This window comes from Microcoleus sp. w2-18bC1 (genome assembly GCF_036700365.1).
Taxonomy (GTDB): domain Bacteria; phylum Cyanobacteriota; class Cyanobacteriia; order Cyanobacteriales; family Microcoleaceae; genus Microcoleus.
Window position 1 is genome coordinate 147,742 of the sequence record NZ_JAUBOS010000007.1, and the last position, 19,695, is coordinate 167,436.

Consider the following 19,695-nt stretch of genomic DNA (forward strand, 5'->3'; position numbering starts at 1 on the left):
GTTAACTATAGCCAAAAATCGAGCTGTCTAATCTGCGTTTTTTTGCTGCGTGTACAGTTCCTTAAACTTGCGCTGCTGCTCGTTGTGATCTACGATCGGAGAGGGATAATGAAGAAGTCTGCGTTCTAAAGACGAAATATTTCCTGTTAGCAAAACTTTAGTATCAACACGGCGCAATTCTGGAACCCAGTGCCGAATATATTCCCCCTCCGGGTCAAATTTCTGAGCTTGACTCGCGGGATTAAATATTCGCAAAGGTTTCGGGTCCATACCGCTCGATGCGCTCCACTGCCAGCCGCCGTTATTAGCAGAAATGTCGGCATCTATCAATTTTTGCATGAAGTATTTTTCACCCCACTGCCAGTTAATAATTAAATCTTTGGTCAGGAAACTGGCGACTATCATGCGGCAGCGATTGTGCATCCAACCTGTCTGGTTTAACTGTCGCATTGCTGCATCGATAATAGGATACCCTGTTTTGCCTTTACACCAAGCTTGAAAAAGTGTTTCATCATTCTCCCAAGGAAAGTCTTTGAATGCTTGACGGTAGGGGCCGTCTGCTACTTCTGGGAAATTATACATGGCGTGTTGATAAAATTCCCGCCACGCTATTTCCTGTTGCCAAGTGCGGATGCTTGTACACGCTTCTTCGCTGCGGCAAGTGTCCATTACTATCTGGGTAGCTTGCCAAACAGTGCGGATGCCAATTGCACCAAATTTGAGGGCTGCGCTGAGTTGGGATGTGCCGTTAATGGCGGGGAAATTGCGCTGTTCTTGATATTGGTAAATTGCCCGATCGCAAAATTCTTCTAATTTTTGTTGCGCTGCATCTTCTCCGGGTTCTATTACTAATGGATTTTCCCAAATAAATCCCAAACTCAACGCTGTTGGCACTGTTTCCATTGCACCTGCTTGGTTGGCGATTGCTTGTTCTTCGGCGGTTAAGCCGGTCATTAATTCCAGATAAGTTATCGGCAGTGTCTCTACTGGTTGGGCTTTAGGTTTACTGTTCCATTTTTTCCAAAATGGTGTATAAACTGTGTAGGGAGTCCCTGTACCGCTGCGAATTTCATCTGGGGCGTGCAGCAGTTGATCCCAGAAATTTTGAACTTGAATTCCTGCTTGTTGGAGGGCGTTTGATACGGACTGATCGCGCTGTTTTGCGTAGGGTTCTACATCCCAGTTCCAAAATACTGCTTGAGCATTTATAGCTGTTGCTAATCTTGGTATTCCTAGGATCGGATCATCTTGAATTATCAGCAATTGGCTGCCTGCTTCCCTGTAACGCGAGGAGAGTTTTTGCAAGCAGCCGATCATGTAGGTGACTCTAGCTGGCGCTACGTCATCGCGATTTAGGATATTGCGATCGAGACAAAAAATTCCGACAACTTTCGGGCTTTGCTGGCGCGCTGCTGCCAGTCCGATGTTGTCAGAAATACGCAAGTCGCGGCGGTGCCAAAATAAAATGAGATTGGATATATCGGACATTCGATTTTAGATTTTAGATTTTACAGTCCTGGACACAAGCGGGTTCAACAACCCGGTTTCTAAGTTAACTTTTATCGGTTTGACGCAGGATTTTTATAAGAAACCGGGTTTGTCTGTCAGTCCTATTTAAGTCAAAAATGGACGGGCTAAGAAAAAGCTAGAAATGGATTTTGCGTCAATTGGTTCCCCAGCTAAAATAGCTTTTTCTAATTCTTCAGGGGTGAATAAAACTGTTTCAATGTCTTCATCATCGTCTTGTGCTGGCGGCTTTTCCAGTTTTTCCAAATCTTGGGCTAAGAAAGCATAAATGATTTCGTCAGAATAACCGGGGGCGAGAAAAAATTGCCCTAAGTTCTGCCATTTTCCAGCGCGATATCCGGTTTCTTCTTCGATTTCGCGTTTGATAGTTTCGGCGGGGCTTTCATTGATTTCTACCGTACCAGCGGGAAATTCTAAAATTCGCCCTTTTGTGGCAAAGCGGTATTGTCGCACCAAGACGAGTTTACCTTCGGGTGTGACGGGAACTGCCAGTGCTCCGCCTGGGTGGCGAATACATTCCCACTCGCCTTCGGAACCGTTGGGAAGACGGAGGGTAGCCACGTCAAAATTAAATTTGCGCCCTTGGTAAAATAGGCGTTGTTTGAGGAGTTGGGGTAGTTCTTGACCGATCGACATAAGCGACAAGCGAATAATGTTTGAGTGCACCGATTTAAGACATCATAGGCGATATCATAGGATTTTAGATTTTAGATGGGGAATGACTGATAATTATCACAGTTGGGAGCTTACCTACGGTTGCATTTTTTTACTGGTACGATCCGTGAATTTTGCTCCATTTTTACAAGGGAAATTTTTGCACTCCGGAACAGTCTGCGGTTTGCAGGAGTTGGACGATCGCATTTTTCGTCACCGGATGCACCCAATCCGGAGCAATTTCTGCTAAAGGTACTAATACAAAAGCTCTTTCGGTCATCCGGGGATGAGGTAGAGTCAGTGTCGGAGTTTCTAGGACTAAATTGTCGTACAGCAGCAAATCTAGGTCTAGGGTTCTTGGCCCCCATTTTTCTCGGCGAATTCGATTAAATTTTATTTCAATTTCTAATAATTTTGCTAGCAATTGTTCGGGTTCTAAAGCAACTTCTAGGATGGCGCAAGCGTTGATGTAATCGGGTTGCGGCGGGCCAACGGGGGCGGTTTGATACCAGCTTGAATGAGATTTTACTGCTATTCCTGGGGTGTTGTTGAGGGTTACGATCGCGCTTTTGAGTGTGGCGAGGGAGTCGCCTAAGTTGCTACCAAGGGCGATCGCACATTTTGTTGATTTCATAAAGAAGAAGGTTCGGCAACGGATTGTGTAACGGATGTAACGGATGTCAGGAAGAAGGAAGAAGGAAGAAGAGTAATGCGGGGGCTGCTTGAGCGATATCCTTTACTACCGACAAATATTTCGAGTAAAACCAGACCCTAAAAGCCTAATTTTTGGTGGTAAATTGAGCCTACAGGACATTTTTTTAGGGAAATGTGAGGACACAAAATATTATTTTAATCAAATATTAACCAAGTGTTAAATTTTATTAACTATCATTGACAAGTGTTAGTATTTAGTTTCAAACATAATGAATTTGTACCTACGCTTATTGTCGGCTGTCATTCTAGCAATTATCAGTTTAACAGCAAGTATATCAATAGGTTTGGCTCAAACAAAAGAGCGCTACCTTACCCTAGATTCGGACGGCAGTCAATCTTTTGCGAGTTTAGTGCAGCAGGCGGAAGATTTAGCGAAAGAGTCGATCGCCCGCGAGTTTCAAGAAAATCCGGCATTAACAGAAGTTACAATCATCATTACAGCCGATCGCAGCCGACAAAGAGTTCCAGTTTTGCGATCGAGAGTATCCCGCCACGACTGGCAACAAGATGCGAGAATTGAACAGTGGACTAGATATTTTGCCGATGCTCAATTGCTGCTGGGATTCCGAAACGGCAATATTTCGTCCCCAAATTCTGGGTTCTCGCAAGTGATTAATGTACCGGCGCCGAGTCGATCGACATTCCGAGAAAATGATCCGGGTTTTCGAGATGATTGAAATCGGGCATCGGGCATGGGGCATTGGGCATTGGTAGCAAACAACAAATAACCAATTATTAACCCAAATATAATTCCACTTTAATTAACCTTCAGGTTAACTTCCCTTAATTTAATAGTGATAGAGTTTCATACAGAATCATCTGATTAGGGAAGTTGGGCTGAACAGGAATTTATGTCTAAAATAACTCGCCGACAACTGCTAATTTTCTTCGGCAGCAGCGCAGCTACCACTGTGCTTGCCCCTCAACTAACTCAAACACTGTTTGGCATCAATTCCACCTCGACCGAAGCTGTGGTAGGGCCGCTCTCTTTCACTCCGTTAAGACTTCCCCACCCGCTGCCGGTTTATCAAGAATTGTCTAGCTTTATGCCGACGGGCTTAAACGGACAGGGAACCGTGATGGCGGCCTCGCAGAATACTAAATTAACCAGCTACAACGTTGTTGACGATGTGGTTGTACCGCCGGAATACGAACGGTATGTGATTCTCCGCTGGGGCGATCGAGTTTTCCCCAATCCAGCAGACTATTTCGGCTACAACAACGACTACACCGGCTTCGTAGGCCTTCGCGGCAGCAGTGACGACGGTTATCTTTGGGTTAACCACGAGTATGTAGGCTTTCCGATGTCGAAAGTGACGCCGGAAGCGCCGTCTGATCTGGCACCATTTCCCACCACCGATCGCGCCGTCCTCGGTATAGACTTATCGGTAAAAAATCGCGATACCCTCGGCGAATTTCTGTACAATCTTGGTGGTTCGATCGTTCGCATCACCAAACAGTCTAACGGTAGATTTGGGGCGATCGCCGGCGACCCCCTCAACCGACGCATTCACGGACTTTCAGGGCTAGGAATCAACAGCCAGCGTACCGACAAATACAAAGATGTCACCTCCTGGGGAACCAGACAAGGGGATAACGAGTACCTCACGGGCACGGGCCCCGCAGCCACCCAAGTCTTCGCGCAAGTCAACACCGACGGACTCGGCAACCGCATCATCGGTACAGCTTACAACTGTTCCGGCGCCACAACCCCTTGGGGAACAATCCTCTCCGCCGAAGAAAACTTCCAAGGTAGCGAACTATTCTTCGTCGGAGTTCAGGAAAACATCAAACCCAACGGTGGCCAAACGGGCTACGCCAAGGGCACTATCGGTGAGGAATTCGGCTTAGTCGGCGAAAAATACGGCTGGATGGTAGAAGTCGATCCCCAAGATCCGAGTTTCCGCCCCCGGAAGCACACATGGTTGGGCCGTTTCCGCCACGAAAACGTCGGGATTCGCGCTGAAGCAGGCCGCAAGTTAATAGGGTACATGGGGGACGATCGGCGCGGCGGACACACCTGGAAATTTGTCAGCAACGGTACTGTCACCAATCCCGCAGATAAAACCAACAGCCGATTGTTTGAAGACGGCGTTTTGTACGTTGCCCAATATAACCGCAACGGTACTGGAAGATGGCTGCCACTGGCATTAAATACCCCGACCAATCCGGTGCGTCCTTCTAAAGTTGGCGAGGCGGAATTAGCAAGTTTTGGCAAAGCTCAAAGAGATGCAAATACTCGCTTACCCAAACGCGCCGGAATTGCTGGTCAAACCGAAGACGGCGGTTCTTTTGTAGTAGATACAACCAATGAAGCAAATGCAATTCCGGGCTACCAAAATAAAACTCTGGCTAATTTCTACAGCAGCCAAGGTGCGGTGTTAGTTGATGCTTTCTTAGCTGCTAATTTGATTGGTGGCACTCCGACGGCGCGGCCGGAAGATTTGGAAGTTAATCCTACTACTAAGGAAGTTTTTATTGCTTATACGGACGCCGCACCCGGAAGCGACGGCTATCCAGATTCTCGCATTTTTACTGTTGCTAAATACGGTAGCGCCGTCAACAGCACCCAGCAGTCGGGAGGACTTTACAAAATAATTGAAGACAGTCCAGACGGTGCAGGTTTGACTTTCCGCTGGCAGCGTTTGGCCCAAGGTGGAGAAGCGGGTTCGGTAGCTGGGGCGGGATTTGCTAGTGTAGATAATTTGGCTTTTGACCTTCAAGGCAATGTTTGGGGTGTGACTGATATGTCTACGAGCACGCATAACGGTTTTGATGTGGGTGCGGCTGGAAAGCCAACGACGATCGACCACAAGAAGACTGGAAATGTGTCAGATTTTACTGGAGTTTTCGGCAACAATTGGCTGTTTTATATTCCTAGTTCTGGGCCGAATGCAGGAACAGTAATTCCGTTTGCTTACGGCCCGAATCGGTGCGAAATGACGGGGCCGACTTTTGTGGGAGATACGCTATTGCTTGCGGTGCAGCATCCGGGGGAAGATTGCCCGATCGATGATGGTACTGTACTCAGTCGGCAAATTGAAATGTTGGATTTGAACGGTGCTGTTTTCAATCAGACTCGTAGTGTTTCTCGCGGGAGTTTGTGGCCGAGTAATATTGAGAATGATCGGCGTCGTTCGCCTATGCCGTCGGTGATTGGAATTCGTCGGGTGCGATCGACTCCAACGGGTCAGTTTGTTTAAATCTCACATCTTGCACCATTCTCGCTTAACAGGCAAGATGCCTGTTCCACAAGACAATTCACTCTTTGTGGAACAGGCATCTTGCCTGTTCATAAAAGCTTATTGAGATGTTGCTGCGGTTGCCCCAAGTGATGGGGACGGGTACTCTTGGGGGTTGCGTACTTAGTGTGCTTAAATATTAGTTTAAGTAGCCAAAAACTAAACTACGTCTGAATTGACGGAAAAGCTGAATTTACCTCGCCATCTTAAAGCCGATATCAGAGGTTTGGATTCCTCTGATTTAGATATTCCTCAAGCCTGCTGAGTCTGACGGGTTGTCAGCCTGTCAGGGACTAAATTCCTCTTGTAAGCCACTGTAATTGATTAAGTGCGATCGTACCAACTTTGCAGCGCCAAGCGGTGAACTTCCCGCCAGCTAATATTTTTAAGTCGGGCAATTTCCGCGCAATCTTCGTATTCCGGCTGTACATTAACAATCGTTTCTCCAGACTTCGCAACTTTTATCTTAACTTCGCCGTATTCTGTTTGAACTGTCTGGATTTCTCGGTGCAAAATCGTTCTTTGTTGAGTCGATCGCCTAATCCCCAGAGTAGTAGTCTCGCGAAAGATCACAGCTTCGCAAGCATCCTCAAATTCTGGATGACAAATCGCAGTTAACAAAACCCCCAGCCGCGACTTTTTCATCACAATTGGGGCAGTGAAAACATCCAGAGCTCCGGCGGCAAACAAAGCATCAAAAACATAGCCGATCGCCTGCGGACTCAAATCATCAATTTGCGTTTCCAACACCGTAATAGTTTCTATGGAATTGGGCATTGGGAATTGGGCATTGGGCATCGGGAATGGGGAATTGTTTAAAAACTTCTCTCTTCCTTCTTCCCTATTTCTTCTATCAGTTACAGAATCCGTTGCCGAACTTCCTTCTTCCCTATTTCTTCTATCCGTTACATCCGTTACAGAATCCGTTGCCGAACTTCTTTCTGACTTCTCCCCAATCCAGAGGCGCAAAATATTAGGAATTGCCAGATTTCGAGAACCTGCACCCAAACCGATCGCCTGAATTTGCATCGGCGGTGGCGGGCCGAAAGCAGAGGCGAGAGTACAGGCGATCGCAGTTCCCGTAGGAGTACACAATTCGCGATCGATCCCGTTGCTGTAAACCGGCACTCGGTGCGTTTCCCACAACCGCATCACCGCCGGCGTCGGCACCGCTAATCTGCCGTGTGCAGCCTTCACCGTACCGCCACCAGTCGGCATCGCCGAAAAGTAAAACTCCTGAATATCCAACCAATCCAAACCCAAACAAGTAGCGACAATATCAATAATTGCATCGGTTGCCCCCACCTCGTGAAAGTGAACCTCGCTTGCGGGGATACCGTGTACGGCACCTTCTGCCTCTGCTAATTTGCCAAATACGGCCAAACTCCAAGCTTCCACGCGCGGAGGCAATTTTGCAGAGACGATGATTTGCTCAATTTCGGGTAAATTGCGGTGATGAGTGTGACTAATTTCTGCATCTGCTTCGCCGTGACTGTGAGAATGTTCTTCCCCGTGATGATGGTGGTGGCGGGCGTCAAAAGTCGGGGATTCGGTTTCCGAGGGATCGAGTTCGGTAGCGGGATTTTTGGGTTTTAACGACAAATCCGCAGCTAAATCGACATAAAATTTAGTGGCTTGTTGAGTATTCCGGTGGACTAATTCCGTCCGCAACTGGTACTCTGTCGAAATGCCGAGCAAATTGAGTTTTTCGATTAGGTAGTCTAAAGGAACGCCAGCGTGGATGAGAGCTCCAATGCACATATCGCCAGCAATGCCGGTTGGACAGTCAAAATAAGCTATTTTATTCATTGTTAACAATTAATTTTCAACATTGATTGTTTCACTCGATATTTCGAGCGCCCACTTAGCCTGCAATATCTTAACATGGCAACTATTTACGAAGTGCATCCAGTTGCACCCCAAAGAGACCGGATAGAGAAAATTAACAAAGCTCTGAAAGATGGGGCAGTGATGCTTTATCCGACAGATACAGTTTATGCGATCGGCTGCGATATCAACTCCAAGTCTGCGGTAGAACGAGTCCGGCAAATCAAGCAACTATCCAATGATAAGCCTTTAACATTCCTCTGTTCCTCTCTGTCAAATATCACCGACTATGCTGCCGTCAGCGATGAAGCATACAGAATTATCAAGCGGTTAATACCGGGGCCTTATACATTTTTGCTGCCAGCTACCAAGTTAGTGCCACGGTTGGTAATGAACCCAAAACGGAAAACTACTGGAATTCGCGTGCCCGACCAGCGGCTTTGTTTTACACTGTTGGAAGCCTTGGGAAATCCAATTATTTCAACATCCGCTCACATTACCACGGATGATGAAGGTTCAGCACCCGTGCCAGCAGGAAAAGCAGAAAGTTTTGGCAAAGCTGAACTTTTTGACTGTTTTTCAAAGTTAGTAGATGTCATTGTCGATGACGGTTCCGATCCGGGATATCAAGTTTCCACCATTCTCGATTTGACCGCAAGCGAACCGATTGTTGTTCGCCGTGGTTTGGGTTCGGAAGCTGTCGCCGTTTGGGAAGATTAAAATTTGAGGATGCTTTCGCTTCTCCAACAGTCCGCCGGGGGTTCAAAACCCCCGTCTCATAGCGAAAGTCCTCTCAAAGAGGACTGTTAAATATAGCGGTTATGGTATTGAATTTAATTAAGCTCTGTCCTATATTTTAAAGGATTGACAATTATCAGAGGAGCAATCGCTATCAGTAGATATTAGATATTATTTCTATTTGAACTCATCGCAACTTATGTTATTCCTCCCTAATTTCCACAGTCGTCTTAAGACGACTTCAGCTATGAGCCAGGGAATTAATTCCCTGGCGGCCTGTCGGAATCGCCAGCTAACAAACCTGCGGAGAAAACCTAAGCCTCTACCTTAACTCCTTTCCAAAAAGCAATATATCCGGCAATATTTTTAGCAGCATCTTTTGGAGTAGGATAGTACCAAGCAGCATCTTTATTAACTTGTCCGCCGACTTCGACACTGTAGTAACTAGCAACACCTTTCCAACCACAAGTAGTGTGAGTGCTGCTATCCTTGAAATACTCACGGTTAATGGCATCGGCGGGGAAATAATAGTTGTTGTCTACAATTTCGCACTTGTCGCTCTCGGCCAAAACGGCACCATTCCAAATTGCTTTCGGCATCAGTTTTTCTGCTTAAATTGAGATTCTCAATTATTGTAACTGTATTTGTGCTCAAAAGGCATAGAATAGTTGAGAAGCCAACAACCAACTACTGCAAATGCCAGCGTCTCATCCGCCAATATCTTCTGTGCCACTGTCCCTGGAACAAGCTCTTAAACATTTTTTTGGCTATGACTCTTTCCGTCCGGGACAGCAGGAAATTGTCGAAGCTGCTTTACAAAAACGGGATATGATGATTGTCATGCCGACGGGTGGTGGCAAGTCTTTGTGTTTTCAATTACCGGCACTGTTGAAACCGGGATTGACAGTGGTTGTTTCACCGTTAATTGCTCTGATGCAAGACCAGGTGGAAGCTTTGCAGGATAATGGAATTGGGGCGACTTTTCTCAACAGCACTTTGAGCAGTCAGGAAACCCGATCGCGCGAAACTGCGATTCTCGAAGGTAAGATTAAATTGCTTTATGTTGCACCCGAACGCTTGCTGGGTGAGAGATTTTTACCATTTTTAGATATAGTAGCAAATAAGTTAGGAATTTCGGCATTTGCGATCGACGAAGCCCACTGCGTTTCGGAATGGGGGCACGACTTTCGACCAGAATACAGGCAAATGCAGCGAGTGCGCGATCGATATCCCGACATTCCCATTATGGGACTAACCGCCACCGCCACCGAGCGCGTCCGCCAAGACATTATCCAGCAGCTAACTCTGCGAAATCCCTACATCCACGTCGCCAGTTTCAACCGTCCCAATTTATACTACGAAGTTCGCCCCAAAACTAAGCACAGTTTTGCCGAAGTTTTGCAAATTATCCAAAAAAAAGGCGGTTCGGGAATTATCTATTGCCTCAGCCGCAAAAAAGTTGACGAAGTTGCCTATAAATTGCAACAAAGCGGCATCCAAGCCTTACCCTACCACGCCGGCATGAACGATGTCGATCGCACAACCAATCAAACCCGCTTCATTCGCGACGACGTGCAAGTAATGGTAGCCACAGTTGCTTTCGGTATGGGCATTAACAAACCCGACGTGCGGTTTGTAATTCACTACGACTTACCCAAGAATCTCGAAGGATACTATCAAGAATCCGGCCGCGCAGGCCGAGACAACGAACCCGCCCATTGCAGCTTATTTTACGGCTACGGCGATGTCAAAACCATCGAATACATCATCGAGCAAAAACCAGATCCGCAAGAACAACGAATTGCCCGCCAACAATTACGTCGAGTAATCAACTATGCAGAATCCAGCGATTGCCGTCGCACAATCCAGTTAAGTTATTTTGGCGATTCATTCCCCGGAAACTGCGGTACTTGCGATAACTGTTGCAACCAAAAACCAGTAGAAGATTGGACGATTGAGGCAATGAAATTTCTATCTTGCGTCGCCAGATGCCAAGAAAAATTCGGCATGAATCACATTATTGACGTGCTGCGCGGTTCAAAAAATCAAAAAATATTGCAATACCAGCACAACCAACTTTCTACTTACGGAATTGGCAAAGATAGAAGTGCTGAGGAATGGAAAAAGTTGAGTCGTTCGCTGTTAAATCAAGGTTTTTTAGAGGAAAGAACAGACGGGTTTCCCATTTTGAAACTGAATGAAAAAAGTTGGGAAATCATGAAACGTCAGCGCATAGTTGAAATCGCCATTGAACCCCAGCGAGAAGTACAGGGTAAAGTTCGGTCTTTGGCAGTAGAAGTAGAAGGTTTATTTGCCATACTGCGGACACTACGCAAACAAATTGCCGACGAACAATTTGTACCACCTTACGTAGTTTTTGCCGATAAAAGCTTGCGAGATATGGCAGAAAAACGCCCACAAAATCTCACCGAGTTCGAGGAAGTTTACGGCGTTGGTAGCAACAAGCGAAATAAGTACGGTAAAGTTTTCTTGGAGGCAATTCGCAATTTTTGCCAAGAACAAGGATTGTCAAGTAGTGCTGCATCTTCTGAGGTCGCTAATCTTCCCAATCTTTCCAACGTTGCGTCTTATTCGCAGATGCAAACCTGGGAATTATACCGACAAGGTTTGACAGTTCAAGGAATAGCGAATGCGCGGGGGATGAGTCCTAATACTATTTCTGGGCATCTGATAGAATTGATGGAAATGGGCAGGGAAGTTGATATAAATTTGTTGGTTGAATCGGAACGCCAGCAGGCGATAGTGTACGCTATTGAAGTTATGGGAGATGAAAAACTGAGAGCAATTTATGATTTTTTGGAAGAACGTTATACTTTTGAGGAGATTAAGTTTGTGCGGGCTTGGTGGCGGCAAAATTATGTAGGTTTTTAACCGCCGATGTAGGCTGATGAACGCTGGTGGGCGCAGATAATTAATAGATAGGAGGGACAAATGATAATAAATAAATTAGCTTTTGGGGATAATATATTAAAGTAGCGTTTTTAACCGATATATTTTTTCCATTTGGCTGTGCTAGCTGGCAGATGTGGGGTTGGCAAAACTCAAATTTCAAAAGTAATTTTTAAATTGCTATAAGTCAGTAAGCTTGAGTTGGCTAACCGTCTCATTGTTCGCTATGGTTCGTGCCGTTGCGAGGGTAAGAAGCAATCGTCGAGACTTTCTTCTGTTCTCAATTTTAGTGAGTGAGGAGGGCGAGAAATTACCTTTTTAACTGAACCTTATTGAGGTATAACTACCCTAGTCAAACCACTTTTTATATAAGTAGTAGAGTGAGAGAGATTAATCTTTAAATCCACACGCAGGAGACTCTTTACACTTACGCCCCGCTCCAATGATTGAATTATATTGATGCAGCCGGAAACGATATTAAGTGTCTCTGTGCAGCCATAAACACCCTAAATTTTAGCATGGTATTTGGTGTTGGGAAAATTATATAGAGGGGTTTTTGAGGGCGAGAAAGTAAGTTTCTAAACTTTAGCAGTGTACAATAAATAGTTGACTTCGTTAGCTAACCATTCGTTAAACAGATTGTGCAATATTTCTTGATACCGTTCAGGGGTTAATTCCGCCGGGAGAAACTTTTCAACCAGGAACAAGTGATATCCTAGCTCTGTTTCAATTGGACGAATTACTTCTCCGGGTTTAGCGCTAAATACGGCGACGGCTATGTCTGGTTTTAAACCCCACCGATCAACCTTGCCTTTGCAACCGCATAAATGCCGGCTATTTTCGTCAATGTCGTAAAGATGAGCAGCATCAAAAAAGCTGATTTCTCCTTCTTGAATTTGATAAAATAGTTCCTGAGCAAGCTGGGGGTTTGCAACAACTATTTGATAAAGAATTATTTGGTCGAATTGCAATTTGTTTTGAATAAAAATCTTTTCTACTTCTTTGCTGAACAAGTGTTCGGCTAGTTTTTGGCTGAGGAGCCGATCGCAAATTCCGGCTTCTAAATCTTCTACCGAAATCATCTGATCGACCAGCCAAGCAATCGTATCCGCCGCTTTCTCCAAACGCTTCTCGCGGCGGAGTTGGTCGCCCACAGCTTGAATTTCGTCGGGAGTCACAGTTAACCCCCGTTCCAGGGCTGCTTTCTCAATAACTTTTTTCTGCAAAACCTTTTGACTAAATGTCTTTATTTGCTGCTCTTGTCTGAGTAGTTCAATGATTTCACTTGCTTCAATCAATGGCCCGTAAAAGTCCTTCATCTTTCTCTCTCCACCTATATGACTTTATTAAGTTCATCCCCCGACGCTTCCTGCGGGGTAGTTGGGGTTAACGGTTAACGGTTAGCTACAAGATGTCATTTGGCAAACTAATAAAATCAGCATTGCTCAAAGTTGTTGCACCCGCTGCGTTAACTGTTCCCAAAACAACAGCTAAAATTCGATCGCCATTATTGGAACTAAACTTGAGCAGAGTGGCGTCTATCGTACCGTCACCATCAGTATCAAACGCGACGAGTGTCAAGTCTGTTACCGAAAGTCCCCCTATTAGCCCAATTTGATCGCCTTGAGCGGGATTGAAATCAACGACTCGATCGGCTAAAAATGGATTAGCTGCTGCACTCGCTGTTTCGGGTTGAAATGCAAAGGTATCAGCGCCGCTACCTCCAATCAATGTATCGGTGCCGAAGTCGCCACAAAGAAAATCGTCGCCGTTGCCACCAATCAGCAAATCTTGACCTTTCCCTCCCCGCAAAGTGTCGTTTCCATCGCCTCCATCGATCGCATCATCACCTCTGTTAGCTTGGACAATATCGTCGCCGCTTCCTGCGAAAATTTGATCACTCCCGCTACCGCAAGTAATGACATCTCTATCGCTGGTGCCCCGCCAATATCCGTCGCCGTTACTGTCGTAGGTGACAGTTAATACCGCAGGATTATTGTCTGGGGCGGTAATTTCAGGAGGCGGCGTTGTCTCAGCATTGCTGTTGGCATTGTTACCGGGAAGTGCGATCGAATTATTGCTGTTACTGTTATTTGTGGGATCAGAAATTGTCGTACTCTCGTCGCCAGTACCCGTACCGTCTAGAGAGAAATTGGAAGGACTTGAATTGCTAGAAGTGCCGCCAGTTAGCGGGGTGAGCATTGCACCGTCATTATTTGACAGTATGGGTGTGGGCGTAGGTGCTGGCGCTGTGGCGTTAGTAGTTGGGGGCGCCACTGTGGAAGCACTCGCTGTCGCGCTGCCACTGCTAGATGTAGCCCCCACAGCGTAAGCAGTCTCACTACTTGTACTACTTCCCGTCGGGGAAGTTGCTGTCGCGCTGCTGGTACTGCCTGCACCGCTGCTATCTACAAAGGAACTAGACTTGTTGGAACTGCTGCTGCCACCACCAGGGTTATTCGCCAACGAATACAAGGTGTTTAAACTATTGCTGTTTCCAACAATATTATTTAAGGGATCAGGAGCTAATAAATCTAATGGAGGCATCGCGATTTATCTCCTTTGACCTATCAACACGAAAAGCACTTGCACGATCGCCGACACTCCGCATTTCAATGAATGCAAATGTATAATTTTAAAAAGTGTGAAGCAATTGCTCTTGACTTCACACTAAAGACCGAAATGTTTTTCATAAATGAACCTTGGTCTATTCCGAAAGTAGGACGGGACAACACTGTTACCAACACCAATCTGGGCGATCGGTACTGATTGCCAATGGCATTTGATTTAGCCATCACCATCACTCTCAAAAGGCTTGTATAAATTTAAACTGCACCTTCCTTGCAATCGCCCGTACTGAAAAAATATTAGGGCGGACTGCTAAAGATGAGCAAAAACCGTGTTTTATTTCGATTTGCCTAAATATATCTGGACTAATTAGAGGTATGTTGCCAATTTGGCAGATTTGTTTGAAATTATCAGACTTACGCCTGTTTTCAATTTTTATACTCTTTGTATCCGGGCGCGCGCTTGCTGGTGTTGAGAACCGATGACACACCGCTGCTCCCGTTCCTGAATTGTGATTAACAGAGCGGGGTTTGGCAACAGTTTGATGACTGTGGTTGAGCGGATGGGAGGGGACTTGGAACGGCGGTTGGAGGGGCTTGCATCAGCCTGGAAGGCGACGGATTTGGCCGATTTGAATATGATCGCGATCAAAGGGATGCGGACTCATGGCAGGTGCAGGGCGATCGCCCTGGTATTGACACCGACGTAGTTTTGCAGATATTGATCCCAGTCATCTGGTAATGAAACATAAGGAGCAAGATAAATATCGGGTTCTTCTTCATTCACACTTTGAATGCGGAGTTGACTGAGTTCAAAACTATCGGCAGAAAAATTACTCAAGAAGAGAGACATCCGTGTATCTGTACTAACTTTTGCTGGATGTAAGCAGCAAAAGCAGGAATTACCTCTTCTTCATAACCAGGCAGGCAAATAAGTCCTGTGTAATCTGCTATAATATTTCCTGCCATGGAGATTTCAGTTTCAAAGCCCCCTCCATCCTGGTGGGCTAATAAAGTTTTTAGAGGGAAAAAAGCAACATAGGATGAATCTTTTTTGGTATCTGGTTTTGCAGCTAATAGGAACCACGGCTCATGAACCCTCTGCAACCATCCAGATAACCAAATCCAGGATAAGAAGAAGTGAGCCTGATGATCTGCGGCGTATACAGAATCTCAATTTTCTCTGATTTTCTTAAATGTTTCAAAATTATCAATTTTCTCACTCTGCATATAATTTTTTCCTCACCAATTATACTCCCATATTTGTCGGTTAAGACTAGATATTCCTAATCCTCCTGAGAGGATTTCTGAAACCCAGTATTATCGATCATCTTCCTATCGGGTGAGACTATTAACGCCCAAAAAATGAAATAGAAGTACTGCGAAGTGTAGATGAAGCACTTTGGTTTCCAGTCCTTGCATAGGCTCTGGCTGTTGAATTGGCTCTACTATACTCAAGACTACCCAAGTCTTTAACCGTTGTGTTGGTTACAGCATTTGTATAAGTTTCATTACCAATAGCTAGTCCACCTGCAACAGCTATCGCATATCCAGGCTCGGCTGTTGTTGTGGCGAATGTATCAGCGTAAACATTGCTACCACCTTGTACAACTGTGCTTTCGCTTTCGTTAATGGGTTCTAAATAACTTAAGTCAGAGATGATTAAGCAATATTTCATGGCAGGATCACGAGAAGTTTTTAGCAGACTCAATTCATTTTAAATTGAAGATATACTAGAGCAACTAGATGTTGATGAAGTGCTGCTAAAACTCGATGAAGAAGACCTACTATAACTCGATTTGGCGTAACCACTGGAGCTATTAGCAGATGAAACCTTTACAGAAATGCTTTGACTAATTTCACCTCGATCATCGCCAGATGCTTCGATTACGCTTTTCGCCTCAGCAATAACTTTACCATCGGGTGAGACTATGCGTTTGACAACAAGTTTAGAGTCAGCCATGGGTTGAACACCGATTTTTATTGATTATAAAAAAATTGGATAAATCCTAAATCTGTAAGTCGTAAATGGTAATCACTTACGGCTCTATTTGAAAATAGATCTCGTCAGTTGATTACTTGTTTAAAAGCAAATTAATCAACTACGTAAATTACCTAAGTAAGGCGGTCAGAATCAACCCAACTCTGTAATAAAACCTCAAGTCTATGTATTAAGTTATTAGTAGGGCTTGAGCAATGAAGCCCTACTAGAAACCACATAGTTAGAATTGTTCCTGCCCACCTACTTATTCCAATTGCCAAGTGACTTGATGAATTGGAGTTATATGCTAGCTAGCTGCAGAAAATCCAGTGGAAGCAGAATACTCACCTTCTACAACAGTAGTAAAGATTTGGGTCGAGGTGTTTTTCCCAAAAGCTTCAGATTGAGCTGTCGCTAGATTGTTCTTGATGTCAACAAATTGCGTGTAAATCTTGTCAACGTCAAAACGTTCCTTAACATCGAGTTCGGCTTTGACACGGGAGTTGAGGCGGCCGAAAAAGATACCACCAACTACATCAGAAGTTTCAGCAGTTTCCAAGTAGTTCAGATCGGAAATAATCATGGCTTTTCTCCTTTTTCCTTGTGAGTTTTTTGCTAGAAGCAACCTTTGGTTGTTCTGTATTTAATATAGCTAGGCTAATCAGACCTGTGTTGCCATTTTGGCAGATTAATTTTGACAGGTACTGAAAACGTAAAAGGTAGGCTACTCAATCAACTTGAGTAGGACGGGCATTGCCGAAATAGAGGAATAACTGTATTAGACTCGATCGCAAAGCAGGATAAATTCACAATAGCTAAAATCGGGTTTCTGAGTATAAAGTAATTAATTTGGCTAAGGTTGCCATTTTGGCAGATTTATCGAAAGCGCGGATGTTAGATACTCAAAAACCCGATCGCCCGCGGTGAGTCAACCAAAAAATTGGTACACCCAACGCCCGCAATCGGGTTGTCGGTCAATCGACTAAATTACTTACCCGCCCAATTAAACCAGCGCGTCTTACATCCAGCCCAAAATCCTTGATTGTGAACATCAACCCCCGGCGCCGAGATATGTGAACCTGCGCCTGCGACTTCAGCTACAAAACCTGCGGTATCTGAGTGCAACTCGCTACCCATCGGAATTGCATCACCCCCTCGAACTCCGGCTCGTTTTTCCCTCACCACTTCCACATAATCTAAATCCGCAATTTTCCCCAATGCAGGCTTAGTTTCGGATTTACTCGACTTGCTGATTTGACTGTTTTCCTTAAGCAAGCGGTTGGAAGTACGGTAAGGGATATAGTCCAGAGGATTGTAACCCGTGCACCGCAAAAGTAAAAAACAAGCCCAAGAATACTTTCCTGCCAGGATGGCTGAAATTATCTCATCCAATTGTTCTGGTTTGATTCCAATTTGAGAATGATTGGCAGAATGGTGAAATTGGGAATTCATTGTTTTATCCTGTTTTGTGTATAGAGAGTGACAAAGGACAACAACCACTTAACTAACGTTCTACAAACTCATGCCGCCCTTTTGTAGCTGCTTGAGAGGGTCAAGCAAAATGTCGGCTATGCTGCGCTGGCGAATGACAATTTTCGCAGTAGCTGTTTGGCCAGCTTTGAGTTTCCAGGTTTGGTTTTTGGCTTTCACTGAGTCTCGATCGATACTCACTTCCACCCGGTAAAAAACACCCAATCGCTCGTCTGTTTTGGCATCGGGCGAAATAGATAAAACTTTTCCCGGAATCACGCCGTAATTTTGATAAGGAAAAGCATCGAATTTGACTTGCACCGGCATTCCGGTTTTGACAAATCCCGCTTCTCGGTTCGGCAAACTGACTTCCAGCACTAGCGGAGCGTGATTCGGAGTCATTTCTGCAATAGTTTGACCCGGTTGAACTACTTCGCCGGTGTTGTGAATGTTGAGTGCGGAAATCACTCCGCTGACGGGTGCGTAGAGAAATCTTTGTTTGAGCTTATTTTTTGCTTGATCGAGCAGGGTTTGGGTTTCGGCAATTTTGGATTTGACTTGATTTAATTGCATTTCCAACTGCTGAATTTTTTGCTCTTTTTCTAACTGCATTTGGCGCGCTGCGGCTTGTTTGCTGGCGGCTTCGGCTTGCAGTCGATCGACTTCTGCCAGTTGTTGGGCTAATTCACCTTGAGATCTAGAAATGGCGCTAGTTCGATCGCGCAAATTTTGCTCGACTTCAAACAACCTTTCCTTAACCCCAGTTGCATCAGACAGTTGACTCCTAATGGCAGCACTTTGCCTGTCGCGAACGGTTTGCTCGACTTCAAAGGCGCGATCGTCAGCCTGAGTTGTCTCCCCCAACTGGCTTCTAATCACCGCATTTTCGCTTTCTCGCAGAGCTTCCTCAGCTTGAAACAATACGTCTTTTGACAGAGCTCCTTCATCTACCAAAGGTTTGAGACGCGCGATCCGCTCTTTGTGAGCGGCTACTTTTGCTTGCAATTGACCCAGCAATTCTTGAGTCTTGCGTTGCAAAGGTTTCACCTGATCGCGCCGCCCTTGCTGGGAGTTAATATCTGTTTTCAGTTGCGAGAGCAAGTCTTGCACATTCTTTTCCAGAGGTTTGAGCTGTTGCTTACGCGCTTGCTGAGACACTAAATCTGCTTGCAATTGCTCGATTTGAGACTGCGTGGTGGCCGCTGAAGCGCGAGCACGGGCGATCGCAGCTTCAGCCCCCCGCTGGTCTGCAGCAGCAATAGCTTGGCTCGCTTCAACTTCCAGTTTAGTTCTCTCGATCGAACTCATCTCTTGCACCAATTGAATCCGATAAGAGTCCAGAATTTTATCAAGACGCTCCACCTCGCTCTGAGCATTCGACGGGTCTAATTCGGCCAATAATTGTCCAGCTTTGATTTTTTGACCTTCTTTGATAGCGAGGTTAATAATTTTTCCCGTCTCCGTAGGGTGAATTTTGTAAACAGCGCCTTTGGGAACTAATTTGCCCTGAGCATGACCAACCTCGTCAATTTTTCCCAAAGTTGCCCACGTTCCAAAAGCTACGGAAAAAACCATTCCTCCTAATATCAACCGCTGCGGAAAAGATACTGGTGGCTGGTCGAGTACCGAGTGCAAAGAAGTAGACCAATTATTGGCATCAGGCTGCCGTAACTGTAATTTTGCAATATTGATACCGTCATGAGTTTGAGAAGAGCGATTTTGAGATTCGACAACTTCTAAAGATCGGTCTTTTTTTCTGGTTTCGTTTTCTTGCCTAGAAGCTACGCCCCCATAGACTTCACCTATTTCGTTAGGAGCGTGACCTAATTCTTTGGCATCTTCTGAAAACATTTTATTTCCTCCAAATTAGTCTGTTGACTGTTGGCAGTTGGCAGTTGTTAGGAGCTATAAGTCAGGAGTCAGAAATTAGTAGTCAGGAGTCAGGAGTCAGGAGTCAGTAAAAATGATATTTAGTCTTGTATTGGTTGCTAATGACTAATGACTAATGACTAATGACTAATGACTAATGACTAATGACTAATGACTAATGACTAATGACTAATGA

General features: G+C 45.2%; 16 protein-coding genes. 4 read left to right on the forward strand and 12 right to left on the reverse strand.

What is annotated here, in order from left to right; translation table 11 throughout:
• Window positions 1-27: 27 nt before the first annotated feature.
• From QT979_RS07260 to folK, 3 genes are all read right to left on the reverse strand, one after another.
• On the reverse strand, window positions 28-1,479 hold the full coding sequence (locus QT979_RS07260; RefSeq protein WP_333308966.1) for an FAD-binding domain-containing protein: 1,452 nt from the start codon (window positions 1,477-1,479) through the stop codon (window positions 28-30).
• Window positions 1,480-1,614: 135 nt separating this feature from the next.
• The gene (locus QT979_RS07265) at window positions 1,615-2,163 is read right to left on the reverse strand and encodes an NUDIX hydrolase (protein ID WP_333136399.1); all 549 of its coding nucleotides are present in this window, start codon (window positions 2,161-2,163) and stop codon (window positions 1,615-1,617) included.
• Window positions 2,164-2,326: 163 nt separating this feature from the next.
• Window positions 2,327-2,815, reverse strand: a complete 489-nt coding sequence (gene folK, locus QT979_RS07270) for a 2-amino-4-hydroxy-6-hydroxymethyldihydropteridine diphosphokinase (protein WP_333212817.1) — start codon at window positions 2,813-2,815, stop codon at window positions 2,327-2,329.
• A 289-nt stretch (window positions 2,816-3,104) separates the two neighbouring features.
• Between folK and QT979_RS07275 the strand changes: the two genes are divergently transcribed.
• Both QT979_RS07275 and QT979_RS07280 read left to right on the forward strand, forming a co-directional pair.
• Window positions 3,105-3,572, forward strand: a complete 468-nt coding sequence (locus QT979_RS07275; protein ID WP_333308945.1) for a hypothetical protein — start codon at window positions 3,105-3,107, stop codon at window positions 3,570-3,572.
• A gap of 174 nt (window positions 3,573-3,746) precedes the next feature.
• Window positions 3,747-6,098: a PhoX family phosphatase gene (locus tag QT979_RS07280; RefSeq protein ID WP_333212819.1), complete on the forward strand. Its 2,352-nt coding sequence runs from the start codon at window positions 3,747-3,749 to the stop codon at window positions 6,096-6,098.
• Window positions 6,099-6,461: 363 nt separating this feature from the next.
• On the opposite strand, the gene larC is transcribed toward QT979_RS07280, so the two are convergent.
• Window positions 6,462-7,946 (reverse strand): nickel pincer cofactor biosynthesis protein LarC, encoded by a 1,485-nt coding sequence (larC, locus tag QT979_RS07285; protein WP_333212821.1) that lies wholly within the window; start codon window positions 7,944-7,946, stop codon window positions 6,462-6,464.
• 75 nt (window positions 7,947-8,021) lie between these two features.
• Between larC and QT979_RS07290 the strand changes: the two genes are divergently transcribed.
• A complete protein-coding gene (locus tag QT979_RS07290; protein WP_333308947.1) occupies window positions 8,022-8,684 on the forward strand; it encodes an L-threonylcarbamoyladenylate synthase in 663 nt (220 codons plus the stop codon).
• Between the two features lie 332 nt (window positions 8,685-9,016).
• Here the strand turns inward: QT979_RS07290 and QT979_RS07295 are convergent, their stop codons facing one another.
• Window positions 9,017-9,301, reverse strand: coding sequence for a DUF427 domain-containing protein (locus QT979_RS07295; protein WP_190738299.1), 285 nt, complete (start codon window positions 9,299-9,301; stop codon window positions 9,017-9,019).
• 97 nt (window positions 9,302-9,398) lie between these two features.
• Here QT979_RS07295 and recQ point away from each other — a divergent pair, with 97 nt between their 5' ends.
• Window positions 9,399-11,594 (forward strand): DNA helicase RecQ, encoded by a 2,196-nt coding sequence (gene recQ / locus QT979_RS07300; protein WP_333308949.1) that lies wholly within the window; start codon window positions 9,399-9,401, stop codon window positions 11,592-11,594.
• Window positions 11,595-12,190: 596 nt separating this feature from the next.
• Here recQ and QT979_RS07305 read toward each other — a convergent pair.
• The 7 genes from QT979_RS07305 to QT979_RS07335 all read right to left on the reverse strand — a co-directional run bounded on the left by QT979_RS07305 (window position 12,191) and on the right by QT979_RS07335 (window position 19,481).
• Window positions 12,191-12,931 carry a peptidylprolyl isomerase gene (locus tag QT979_RS07305; RefSeq protein ID WP_333308951.1) on the reverse strand — a complete coding sequence of 247 codons (741 nt, stop codon included), beginning with the start codon at window positions 12,929-12,931 and terminating at the stop codon, window positions 12,191-12,193.
• Window positions 12,932-13,016: 85 nt separating this feature from the next.
• A complete protein-coding gene (locus tag QT979_RS07310; protein ID WP_333308953.1) occupies window positions 13,017-14,159 on the reverse strand; it encodes a hypothetical protein in 1,143 nt (380 codons plus the stop codon).
• 684 nt (window positions 14,160-14,843) lie between these two features.
• Window positions 14,844-15,032: a hypothetical protein gene (locus QT979_RS07315; RefSeq protein WP_333308955.1), complete on the reverse strand. Its 189-nt coding sequence runs from the start codon at window positions 15,030-15,032 to the stop codon at window positions 14,844-14,846.
• Between the two features lie 498 nt (window positions 15,033-15,530).
• Window positions 15,531-15,857: a TonB-dependent receptor gene (locus QT979_RS07320; RefSeq protein ID WP_333308957.1), complete on the reverse strand. Its 327-nt coding sequence runs from the start codon at window positions 15,855-15,857 to the stop codon at window positions 15,531-15,533.
• Window positions 15,858-16,467: 610 nt separating this feature from the next.
• Window positions 16,468-16,743 carry a hypothetical protein gene (locus QT979_RS07325; protein WP_333212835.1) on the reverse strand — a complete coding sequence of 92 codons (276 nt, stop codon included), beginning with the start codon at window positions 16,741-16,743 and terminating at the stop codon, window positions 16,468-16,470.
• A gap of 404 nt (window positions 16,744-17,147) precedes the next feature.
• Window positions 17,148-17,612, reverse strand: a complete 465-nt coding sequence (locus QT979_RS07330; protein ID WP_333212837.1) for a HetP family heterocyst commitment protein — start codon at window positions 17,610-17,612, stop codon at window positions 17,148-17,150.
• A gap of 60 nt (window positions 17,613-17,672) precedes the next feature.
• A complete protein-coding gene (locus tag QT979_RS07335; protein WP_333308959.1) occupies window positions 17,673-19,481 on the reverse strand; it encodes an HlyD family efflux transporter periplasmic adaptor subunit in 1,809 nt (602 codons plus the stop codon).
• Window positions 19,482-19,695 lie beyond the last annotated feature (214 nt).